The organism is Flavobacterium sp. PL02 (genome assembly GCF_035013205.1).
GTDB lineage: Bacteria > Bacteroidota > Bacteroidia > Flavobacteriales > Flavobacteriaceae > Flavobacterium.
Genome location: NZ_JAYGJP010000001.1, coordinates 1615091 through 1627954, shown reverse-complemented (window position 1 = coordinate 1627954; position 12864 = coordinate 1615091). Strand labels below are relative to the sequence as shown.

Below are 12864 nucleotides of genomic sequence, written 5' to 3'. Positions count from 1 at the left end.
TCAGTACGTACAAAGAAAATGGTCGGTTTTTTACAGCTCGAAAATCGGGAAGTAGTAATTTATAGCCAGTTTTAAATTTTCTTTTTTATCAAAAAGCACTCTGCTTCGAAATCCATTATACAAAACTTTATAGTTCGAATCAGAAAATACGACTTTACATCTCTTTAATTCATCTATACCAAAATCATCAAAATGATTATCGCATATGTAACCATTTTGAACTAGTTTATCAATATCCGTTAGATATGCGATTTTGATGCCTTGGTCTTTGCAGTCTGGTTCTTTTTGCTTATTGGTACAACTAAAAGAGATAAGTAAACTAAAAATAATTGCTTTTTTCATATATATATTCTTAAATATGCAAACCTATTATAGGACAAGACAGGTGTTTCATTTACTATTCCCTACCTTCTGTCCAATAAGGCACTTTATAAAAATAGTCATCTAAAGTTTTTTCCCTAACTTTATATTTAAAAGTATTTTTAATTTTTTCTATTAGTTCAAGTATTTGCTGATAAGTTAATTTATTAACATCGATATTTTTACTTTCTTTATTAATTGCTTCACTTAATACAATTTTATTGTTCTTATATTCTATTTTAAATACAGATAAACCAACATTAGTAAATTTGGTAATTCCATAAACTGGCATAAGCCTGTCATTAAGTACATACAATGAAAAAGGTCGATTTTTTACAGGTCTAAAATCTGGCGAAAGTGAATTTATAGCTAATTTCAAATTCTCTTTTTTATCAAAAAGCACCCTGCTACGAAATCCATTATACAGAACTTTATAATTCGAATCAGAAAATTCGACTTGACATCTCTTTAATTCATCAACGCCAAAATTATCAAAATGGTTATCGCATTTATAACCATTTTGAACTAGTTTATCAATATCCGTTAGATATTCGATTTTGATGCCTTGGTCTTTGCAGTCTGACTCTTTTTTGTTTGTGCAAAAAACAAAAAGGAATGCTATGAATAGGCTATATTTTATCATTTTATTTATTATTTAAATTACTAATTTTTTAATGGTCGAAAAATCTTTTTAGATTCTGGTACTGCTCCGAATCTGTTAATTGGTCTTGAATATTTAATATCCATTCCTCCAGAGCTATTAATTTTTAAATTAAAAAACGCAGATGTTGTACCTCTTTTTGTAAAGCATAAAAATCCAGCTCTATCTTGTGCATTAAGTCTCTTATCAAATCTAAAATCATTAAAATAACGATTACTAGTGGCACTTGTCGTTGTATAATTTAAAAATAAATTTCTATTTGAATTACTAACAAAAAAAGAGGAAAAATTTTCTCCATATTTTTTTCCTGATGCATAATTGTCATCTTTAGGCTGTAGTGATCCTGCAACCAAGGCACACGCTGTAAACATAACATTTGCATTATCAGTTAATAGACTTTTTATGTAAACCATTGATTGGCTTTTTACTGGATCACTTACTGGATTAGTGAATCCCGAGGTCAATTCTGCACCTGCAACGCTACCGTGTGACCTCCATGCTAAATTTTTAATGAAATCTTTTTTATCACCGTAAGCTTTTCTCAATACAGCTTCAGCCTCTTCAGGGCTAGTTACTGCTATCCAATCATATTTTCCACTAGTTTTATTCATTTTTTCTTTGTCAATACCACTAGAATCCATTGTAAATATTAATAAATTGGAACTACCAGTTAGTTTTCCATTTACTGGTGGATCTCCTTTGGGATCCTCTGGTCCCATCCCTGTAGGATCTATTAAATTTAGTGGGTTATTAAAACAATAATTATATGGGGACTGATGTAAAAATTCCTCGGCCAATGGATCAACATTTAACCACAAACTGGTCTTCATATCTAAATATCTGGCACCAAAGTAGGTTAAATTAGTCTCCCTGTCCAATTCCTTACCATTAAATAAATAAGGCGAAGAAAACGAACTGGAATGCTCCTCAAACAAAACTTCCCCAAAGGCGATATACTCGACATGCTGGCCTATACTTCCGTTTTTAGTTGTAATATACGAAGTACTTCCCAAATGATCGGGATGAAAATAAAAAATATCATTCTCCGGCAATCCAATTCCGGTAAATCCTTCTCCTGACTTTACAGTCGTCGGCTCTACTGGAGGACCAAATTGTACCGGAGGTCCCGGCACATCTCCAGGCGCATTGAACACAGGATTTCTTGGCCAGCCTTCCGGTGGTTCCTGATTTTCTTCTACTGGTTTGATTACTTCACTCGGATATGGATCGCCAGTAAATTCAGGTGTAGCATAAATTCCATGCTGGGTTGGGGGACCGGGAGGAACTCCTAATGTTTTAACATAATTATCCAATGCTTTTTGCTGTTCGGCAGTAAGCTTGCCGTAATTTACTCCTCCTGCAGTTAATTTTAATGGCTGCGCAAATGATCCATTGCCTAGTTTACTCACAATTCGACCCGCACCTTCAAAATAATGCTTGGTGAATTTTCCTTTACTGATTACAAAATAAGGAGAAACATAACCCGTGTAGTCATCCGTATGTACTATTGTAGCGGCTGTTTGCCCATTAATCGCCACATTTTGAGAATCTCCGGAACTTTTTATAACACGCTCTCCATTTGCATCATAGGTGTATTGGTAAATCCTTCCATTATCATTAATTCCCATTAAACGGTTTTCCTCATCCCATGTCATTTTTCTGAAACTCTTTTCTTCAGTATAACTGGTTGGATTTCCGTTTCCGTCGTATACGTATTCCCTTGGTTCGGTTTTTCCTGATTCGGCAATTTTGTTTGGCGCATTAGGATGCAGTTCGTTGTCATAATTATAATCCAGCACATAGCCTTTCTGCTCTTTGTTTACCGTATGAACTAAATCTTTCTTGGTTATATTATGCATTTTGTTATAGCTCATATTCAGCTCATAACTGGCTTTTGTAAACTCGCCCTGATAGGTTGCCTTTGCCGATTTTAACCGGTAGAAATCATCGTATTGGTATTCATGATTTGATGTTCCGCCCAAGGTATTGTTTACAATTGGAGCTGTATTTTTTATGCCCAGAACATTTCCAACCAAATCATAACTATAACTATTATTCATGACTTCTCTGGTGCCGCTTTTTATCTGCAGTTGCTGTAATCTCCGCATTACATCATCATAGGTATAATTGGTTTCGGTATCGTTGCCGTATTTTAAATACTTGCGCTGTTCAAATTCATCATAACTCAATTGTTTGATGTAATTATAAGTATGGCTTTCTTTTTTGCCCTGCATGCTTTGCAGGTTTCCTGCGCGGTTATAGGTGTACTCAACAACCTCACCATCTGGATAGGTCATTTTTTGGATCCGGTTCCAGGTATCGTATTCGAATTCCGAAATATAGGTCTGAATGTCTGTAGGGGTAATACGAAGGGTGCGGATTTCTTTTTCAATCTCGCCTAATTTTCCATAGAAAAATTCCTGCCCGCCACTGGCATCCTGTACAAACCACAATCTGCCTCGGCGTGATGCTGTTCCATCGGCCTTGCCGTAATTGTATTGCACATTATTTTGCGGATTCTTCGGGTATTTTATGCTTTCTAATCGGTTATAGTTGTATTCGTACAGTATAGCACCATCGTTTGGAACTGTATTTTTAATGTCCTGCGTAACACGGCTCGTTAAATTACCTGCCAGATCATATTGCATGGTGGCTGTTCCTGCATCAGGATGGGTGAACTCAATTCTTCTACCCAACCAATCGTAACTGCTTTTGGTAATATGGTCCATTGCATCAGTCACTTTTATGGTTTCGCCCAATGCATTGGTCTCAAACTTGGTCAGCAGATCATTCTGCATACTAGCCAGGTTCTGGCCTGTTGCATCGGTATAGGTCTGGCTTGTTTTATTTAGTGCATCGGTTTGTGTGGTGCGTAAAACCAGCAGGCCGTCATAATTATCGAGTGCAAAAGTGGTGGTATTGGTGCTTCCGTCCGGCAGCGTTACTTTTATGACGCGACCCACTTCGTCATACTCTGTTTTGGTTGGGGTTACAGTTGATACTGCCGTGCTGAAATTATTATCTACAGTTGTTGTGGTCGTTGGGTAATAACTGGTTGTTGGTCTTCCCAATCCATCATAAATTATTTTTCCCGAAACGATTTGTGCTTCCTTGTCCGGGCTTCCTGCCGCAGTAAATAAACTTGCAGTTTTTTTGACCTGCAAGGCCCTGCCTAATCCATCAGTATAGGTGTAGGTTTCAATATCCTTGTCTAATTCCGGATCGTAATTCTTTGTTTTGGCATATGGTACCTTTGCCTGCGGGAAATACTCGTAAGCAATAGTATAAGATTTTCCAGAAGCTATTTCGTAAGGTGCTTTTATCGTTGCCATTCTTCCTTTACCATCCAGCGTATAAATCGTGCTTTGATCGTTACGGTCTGTTGTTTTTACAGGAATACCGAAACGATAATTGTACTCCATTTTATTCTGATACCCAAAAGCATCTTTAATTTCGGTCATGTATTGATAGTTGTCTGCATCATAAACATACTCCGAAGTCATGCGCTGTTTTTTATGATTCGCCGGGCCCGTAATTTTCTGCAGGTTTCCGTAAGCATCGTAGGCAATATCTGTGGTGGCAATCTTATCTGCAGCAGCGTAGTTTTTAATCTGCGTTACTTCTGCCGTTGTGGGATTGATTATTGTGGCTCTTTTACGTTTTAATCCTTCAGTTGTAAATACTTCTAATTGTTTTGGGATTCCGCCATAATAAGGTGATGTACTTTCGTAATAACTGATTTTTGCAGTTATTTTTTTATATGCTGCACCATTGCCTAAATCTATGTACTCTATAATGTTTCCGTTGGTGTCATATTTATTATAGGTATTGGTTTCCAGATCATCGTTTCCGCCTTCATACATTTTTTGATTGGCATGAATCATTCCCACAAAAATACGTTTGGCATCGCACGAAGGCAAACTCAACTCTGAAACCGGAACAATTGCCTGGGTCGCGACATCAATAAAACTGTATTCGTTTTCTGACTCCTGACGCATTTTGTTGTTTTTATCCAACGTATAACTGTGTTTCAACAGATTTTTACGAAAATAATCCTGATTGTAAAATTCCTGAACAGTCGTCGAGAAAACAGAATTATCTGCCGCATCAATCTGTTCCTGAATCACTTTTCCAAAACCATAAAATTCCCTTTCACGACGGTCCTGATAACCATCTTCGTATCTGAATTTAGCAATCGAATGGTCGATACCATCGCCAGTATGTCCGTCAAAAACATCTACAGACTGCAATACCCATTTGGCTGCTGGATTTTCGTAGCTTGGTTTTAGCAGTTCGTAATCTACAACATAACTGTTTCCAGCCGCATTGGTTACACCTTTTAGTTTATTGGTTCGTTTGATGTTCGAGAGACGAACAACCAAATGATCTTCATCATCAGACAAAACATAATCCAGATTTCCGTCTCCATCCATGTCATTAAAAGTAGCTTCGGTACGATTGGTACTAAAACCTGTTGAACCTCCAAGACTAGGGGTAATCCTGATTAGGAAAATAGGAATATCATAACTAAAACCTACATTCATACCATAATTGGTGCTGTTGTTTTCGTTCATCCTTGAGAATTTAGGATAAGCAATAGGAGTCATAAAACTATCTCCCATATTGAGTGCCACCATCATCTTCCCACCGGTATATTCTACTTTATCAGCCAGTCCGTCTGAGTTAACATCCAGCATTAAAGTATTCGAATTATCTGTTCCTTTCCCATAATTGAATCCACCAGTAAAAGATCCTCCTTTATAAGACATACCACTTGAAGGACTAATTGCCCAGCTTTCTGAAGCTCCAGTTGCAAGCCCTTCAAAATTCCATTTTTCTTCCGGTAAAAATCCGTAACCTGAGTTTAAAGCTACTTCACCTGTTTTCTTGATTCTGTCAGCAAGCCCGTCTCCATTGATATCAATATGCATGTACTGCGATTCATCTTCGTTCTTTCCTAAATTACCGGACAGCGACATGGTTGCAGAGATACCTGTTGCCTCTTTTTCTGACACAATTTCATTTGTAATGCAGCCGTTACTATCTGTAATAGGTATACTTTTTTGAACGGTTTTGGTAAAGGCATGCGAATAACTTCCATCAGAACTAATTCCGTCTGATTTACTCTCTCCATGGCTGTAATTGTAAATTTCGGTTGTTTTACTACTGATACCACCTGTTGGAGAAGTAAACTGCACTTCTTTTCCACGTACATAATCCGGAAAACGATCACCGTTAAAATCGGCCATGGTCTGGGTTACGTAACTTTTTCCTTCTCCTTTACTTCCTCCTGGCCCAAGCGGCCCCACTTTTAGTCCGGCTGAATAACTGGTGCTTTCGTTTTCACTTAAGATGTTCAATGCCATAGTACCACCACCGTCCAAACTTGGAAGGCTTGCATCAAAATAAGACACAATATCATCTTCGCCAAGACGGGAAGTTCCCATAAATCGACTGTCTATAAAAGTGGTTTCTTCCAGACCAATCATATTGTTTTTACTATAGCTGCTCTGCATGCTTACAAAGTACACTTTCGCAATATCATAGCCTTGCTGTTCTGTTTCTGATTGATTGTCGGGATCTAAGTTGGGTTCTGCGTTGTAAGTATCGGATGTTTTTAATTGAGAAACCGCTACTAAATCAGAAGCAAAAGTCCCTGTATTATTGATCACAAATCCGCCCCACTGCCTATGTCCTAATCCCAGCTGTAGTTCTTCTGTATAAAAATTAGAATAAACAGCATATTGGTTTGTATCTGCTGTCCATAAACCCGGGGTATCATTTTGTACAGTTAAATAAATCGGCATTTGAAAAAGAGCTACACATTGCTGTGTTACCTCATTACTTTCTAAAGCAGGAATACTGATTTCTAAATCAATGGGCTGGTCTTGTAGTACTGTAGTAAATAGAGCTGCCGGCTCTGGAACACTTAAATCTTCTGTCAAAACAGCATTAACCATTTTGTAGCGTTTCCGGGCTACTAATTGATTGTTCTGTTTTGCAGTAATGATAACTGCACCGTTTAATTTTGATCTTAGATTATTAAATCCTGCTGGAAGCAGATTAAGATCGGTAAGGGCTAAATTAAGTGCTAAAACTCCGTCAATAGCAGAAGATTTTTTTTCTATAAGATAATCTCCTTTTCGTTTTTTATAGCGTTGCAAAAACACATCTATTTTTTTATTCTCCGATGCTGCAGGCGCTATTGCAGGCATATTTATCGAAGGATTAAAAGAAATCGTGTTCCAGTTAATATTGGTCTGGCTCTCTAAAACAAAACGAATCTGTGACGTAGTACTGTTATTTACAACTCCAATACTGCTTAGGTCAAAAGAAGCGGCTTCATTTGCATTAAACTGTTTCTGATAAAGTATGGTTTCAACTGCTCCTGCATCCAGATCTTTTCTAAAAATCTTAAGGGTAACATGATCTGATGTAATGGGTTTTACAAAATTCCCGGCAAATGTAATACTGCCGTTAGAAACCAATAAACCAGAATTTGTACTGCTTAAAAAGTCTTTTTCTGCATCGTAATTTTTCAATGAATATAAGTTGGCATCTACAGCATTATCTGGTATGGGAACTAAACTTCCTGTATTATCATTTATGGTTATATAAGATATTTTCGGACTCCAGAGAACCTGGTCAAAGCTTCCATCCATAACAGAACTTACCCTGAAAAATAGTTTTTCCCCTTTTGTTACTGTTATTAAATCTTCTTTAGATTTACTTATATAGTCATCTGCGGCAATAGATTGTTTCCATACTAAACCATTTCCTTTCTGGAAAAACAACTGTACACCATCGGCCTTATCTTTTCCATCATTGGTCAGATATTCTGTTCTTTCTTTTGATACGTCTTTCTGCAATTCATAAGTATGCGATACCTGAATTTGTCCGGTTACCGGTGCTTCCCACATACGCACTACGTCATGCAGCGGATTTTTTACCTGCATTTCTTCAAAAGTCATTGCCGGGGCCGGAAAACTTAAAGTAAGTTTCCCATCGCCTGAAACCGGTGAAGGTGTTCCTTTGCTTCCTGTCATAAAAGTAGGCACTCCATTGACTAATCTGTTGTAATATACCTGTCCGTTATTGGCAAAATCTACCAATCCGTCACCATTAAAGTCCATGAAATAACTTTTGGTGTTGCTCTTCGAATATTGTTTGTCAAAACCAACATTGGCGCTGACTTTTGAGTATCCTATCGTTAAATCTACTCCCCAGTTAAAAGTTTTACTCGATGAATTCCCTATAGTATTTAATGTTATTTCCTGAATTTCACCAAACGAATTAGAACCTTGATTAGAAAGGTTTTTTCTGTAATAAACATTATCTCCTTTTCTAAACACTTTATCCGGCAGCTGATCGCCATCTAAATCTTCGAGAGTTACAATAGTTTCAGATGATCCCCAACTATTTCCTCCATGGGCTCCTACCGTATTTTGTTTGAAATTTCCGGAATCAGTTGACAATCCAACTCCAATTCTATAATTAATTCCCCCTGATTTACCGTTAGAACTATTACCCAGTGTATGCTTACCCGAAAGATCTATATTAGGTAAAATATTATTCTTTAAATGGTCATCCGGCACAGTCCAACTCTGTTCTGGTCCAAACGGATTGTATTTCCCGGAAGCATCACGCACATCATCAAAATAATCCAGCGTATTGGTATAGAATAAATTAGACTCTGAGTCATATTCTGAAATTGATTTTAATAAAGTTTTCTTGAAGGCACCTTCTTTATAAATCAGCTCATAACTACGAACCATTTGATCTTTGTAACGAACTTCAATTTTTCTTAATAACTGATTGTTCAATTGCCTGAAACCTAGCCTTGCTGAAACTTGAACGTCAGATCTGTTTGCTTCTCCTAAATCAGAGTTTTTTATGAAAGTAACATTGTAGTTTCCTTTTGTTGCACCAAAACCGGTATAATATACTTTTTTAAGATAGAGTTCCCCATCCTTTTTATCGTATTCATATTCGACGGTATTTCCTTTTAAATCAACCTGAAGGCAAAGTGCCCACTGTCCGATGTTACCAGATCCATCCTGCAAAATTCCTGCAGTTGCAAGTCCTGAAGCGTTTCCTCCATAATAACTCGCTACACCGCTTTTGTCCCTTACAACCCAATAATAATTTTTTGGTGATGATCCTTTACGAATAATCTGCTGAAAAGCACCTTCACGTCTTGGGTAAAATTGTTTATCGGCAGTTCTTGAAGTCCATTCTGCTCTGTGTGAATTAGGAATTAATTGTTCTCCGGCAATGGTATAAGTTTCGGTTTCTTTGTCTGCGTCATATCTTGGTGCTCCCCAGCGGGTTTCGATACTCACGGCTGGTGCCGAAATATCCCAGCCCATACCAGCCCAGCTGTGTCCGCCGTCACTGTCGTATTGCAAATTCAATGAAGGCTGCATGCCGCCTCTTCCGCCAGGAATTACGATAGAAAACCCTGTACTTGCCGTTCCTCTTCCGTTTGCCGATGGTGGTGCTATTGACTGTATTCCGACAAGTGGACTTGCCGCTTTTAAATCTTTTATGCTTGTTGGCGTATAACCTGAAGTTTCCGGAGATTCCGGCATTTTGATAATTCCGGCAATAAAATCGGTAAAGTGAGTGGTTTTCGCTTTAATGATTCCTTTTTTAATATCCAGTGAATCTTTGGTTACTTCCTGCCACAGTCTTTTGTTTTCGTCAAAATAAAATACATTGATGTCTTTTTCGGTATAACCTTCCGGAATTGCTTTCTTATCAAATGGTAATGATAATGTCACGCCTTTTTCGAAAATAGTTCCGTGTGGCAATAATCGAAAACCAGCATTTGTTGCAGTAACATTGACCATTGCTGAGTTTAGCGGAGCAATATCTATTTTACGTAAACCCCTAATCGAAACCGAAACATTATTTTTTAAAGCGCCAACAGGAAAAACAGCCGAGAAATCTTTATAAGCAAGTGTGTTTTCTGTTTCAAAATTTATAGTTTTAAAAACACTGCCTTTTGCATTTTCTAATGGTCTGTAGCTATCAACCTTTAAAAACTGTCTTAATTCTAATTTTTCAGTCGCAATAACGCCGTTTGCCATTTCTTTGGTAAGGGTTATTGATTTTTCTATTGTTGCCGCATCAAAAATTAATTCAAATTCAGGCTGACTCATATCAATGGCAATACCGCCAATACTCATTTTTTTTATCTGAGAAGGGAAATTAGTCCCTTTGATGTACAGTTTATTTTCTGATTTCAATAACGTAAAGTCGGTTGAAGGAAGTGCCGATTTGTAAACTATATGGACATTTTTGATTCGGTACGAATTTGAATTTCCTTCAGGCGCAGTAAACAACAATACGTTATCTCCGGCTCGTAATGATTTTTCAGAAAGCAGTTCCGATTGTCTGGTCCAGTTTTTATTCTGAGATAAAAACTGCCCTCCAATACTGGGCTGATTGTTTAAACTTCTGGAAATCGAAGCCGCTTGATCGTATCCGTATAATTCATATTCTAGATAAGCACTTTCTTCATTGGATGGTAAAACATCGACTTTAAGGTGAAAAACATTATCATAGGCATCATCAACATCTTCTGTGCTTGCAACGCCAATAATTCCCTCGGGAATATCTGCCGAAAATGATTTTGTGCTTTTGGTTTCGTTTTTAGCAATAGCTATCGAATCTTTTTTAAAAGCAGCTGATTCTTTTTCGGAAGCCGTTTCAGTAAATAAAGAAGCTATTTTGTACGGTCCAAAATTGGCAGCGAACAAAAATGTACCTATTAAAAATACCAGTATTATAATTTTATTTTTCATAAAGCAGGTTAATCGATTATGGGGATCGTTTATTTTTAAACTATTTCACAATAACTTTAAAAGTTTTTGTGCCAAATTCTGAACTAACAGACACCAGATACATTCCAGATGTACTATTGATCGTATCCTCATACAAATAAGTTTCTATCTGAGTAAGGTGTTTTTGTTTTATAAGAGCTCCTGTCAGGGAGTACATACGAATAGTTGCATCTGTCTTTCGTGGATATTGCATGGCAAGAGAAAAATGACCGTCTGTAGTTGGATTAGGATATAAAATAATGACACTCGAATCGGTAAATTCTTTTCCATCCGTAGCAATTGCAATTTTGGTAGCCGTTTTACATTCCTGACCATTTATCAATCGAAGTTCATAATTACCCGGCTGATCGACCAGTATTTTTGCGCTATTGTCTATAAAATCGCCTTCATAAAACCACTCATACTCATAATTTCCTGCTGGTAAACCAGCACTTGCATCAAGTGTTATGGCATTTCCACCCGTCAATAAATAATCTGATTTTAGATTAGGAAATGTTCCTTGTTTATCAGCAACAAAAACCGTTTCTGCGTACAAATTACCTTTTGCGTCACGAACAATATAATCATAAGTTCCAGAGGAAAGTTGTAATCCTGTGGTGCTTTTTGCAGCCTGATTCCATTGTTTAACAACAGTTTCACTACCTTCTTTTTTTACTGTAACAGTAAAAGGAGTTTCGCCACCTTCAATAGTATAATTTAACTGTCCGGATCCTGATACGCCACAAGTAGCTTCCGTTATCCAGACCCTGCTAAACATTTCGGGTGCGATTTTTATTGTAAACCTGGTTTTTCCTGTTTTTTGTTTGTCCCAGTTAAAATCGTTTAGAACTAATTTTTCTGTACTTGACGTACTTGCCAAACGAATATATTCGGAATTGTTTTCGTCATAAGTTCCTTTTCCGGAATAATCAACCAACAGCCAGTAAAAGGTGTCTTTGGGCAAATTGCCTTTTATAAAATTGGGATTTAAAGACCAGTCAAGACTAAGGTCACCCGGGTTTGTAAAATCCAATTGCCATTGTCTGGCAATACCAATTGGTTCTCCCTGTTCCTGTTTTTTGACTAAGAGATTTTTTCCGTTATCACTCCAAAAGGCAAAATAATTATTGGGGATTATATTGGATTTACTTTTAAGTTCCATGGTCAAAAGTCCTTCCTCGATCATGTTGCTGCTCTTTGGCTGTAGTAATCCGCTGGCATCATCTCTGCCAACTCCGGTAATGGAGGCATCAAAACCTTTATGCTGATCGATATCCCAAATCGTTTCTCCCTGACTGTTGAGATAGTTTTTACTTTCGAATTGCGCAAGCGAAATACCATATTTGATTCCGAGGTAACTGGCTACTTTTTGGGTTTCTTTACCAGATAAAACCCTGTTATAGACCAGAATTTCACTTATATTTCCTTTAAACTCTTCCGGAGGTAATTTCTCCAGTTTAGACTTTTGCCCAATCGTTAATGATGATAACTTTGCTACACTATCGGTTACATTCTGCTGAAAAAAATGAATGTTGGCTTTATGCGGTTTTATCTTTTCCGGGTACGATTGATAGGAGTGTTTTTTGAGATCGACCAGGCGTTTATTGGTCGCTACAGAAAGTGTTTTTTGAGGGTCGTTTATCGTCCATAAAAATTGTTCCTTTAAACTGTCTTTTACTTTATAGACCATAAATAAAGTCTGACGTCTTTTACTTTCTATGCCCAGCGGTAAGATCAGAGAGTCCTGGGCCGTATCAAAAACAATACTCGGGTTAAAATTAAAAACGGCTCCGGTCTGCTTTTTAGCTGATATTTTGCCTTCTTTTTTCGTGAGGCTTTCCCAATAATAGGCATCTCCGTTAGTTCTTGATTTAATCCAAAAATCAGGTTCCTGAACATTGCCAGGCACTACTTTTTGCTGCGAAAAAACCATATTACTTGCCGATACACTTATAAAAACCAATGCTAAAAAAATCTTTCTATACATAATTTTCTATGTTTTAAAATGAAATCTAC

Annotated in this window: 4 protein-coding genes; all 4 read right to left on the bottom strand. The window is 37.2% G+C overall.

Annotated features, from left to right (window positions below; translation table 11 throughout):
* Positions 1 to 30: 30 nt before the first annotated feature.
* From SHI72_RS06900 to SHI72_RS06885, 4 genes are read right to left on the bottom strand one after another with little or no spacing between them, the layout of a single operon-like run.
* The gene (locus SHI72_RS06900) at positions 31 to 342 is read right to left on the bottom strand and encodes a hypothetical protein (protein ID WP_323489489.1); all 312 of its coding nucleotides are present in this window, start codon (positions 340 to 342) and stop codon (positions 31 to 33) included.
* A gap of 55 nt (positions 343 to 397) precedes the next feature.
* The gene (locus tag SHI72_RS06895; protein ID WP_323489488.1) at positions 398 to 1003 is read right to left on the bottom strand and encodes a hypothetical protein; all 606 of its coding nucleotides are present in this window, start codon (positions 1001 to 1003) and stop codon (positions 398 to 400) included.
* Between the two features lie 20 nt (positions 1004 to 1023).
* Positions 1024 to 10830 carry a SpvB/TcaC N-terminal domain-containing protein gene (locus SHI72_RS06890; RefSeq protein ID WP_323489487.1) on the bottom strand — a complete coding sequence of 3269 codons (9807 nt, stop codon included), beginning with the start codon at positions 10828 to 10830 and terminating at the stop codon, positions 1024 to 1026.
* Positions 10831 to 10870: 40 nt separating this feature from the next.
* Positions 10871 to 12835, bottom strand: coding sequence for a T9SS type A sorting domain-containing protein (locus SHI72_RS06885; RefSeq protein WP_323489486.1), 1965 nt, complete (start codon positions 12833 to 12835; stop codon positions 10871 to 10873).
* Positions 12836 to 12864 lie beyond the last annotated feature (29 nt).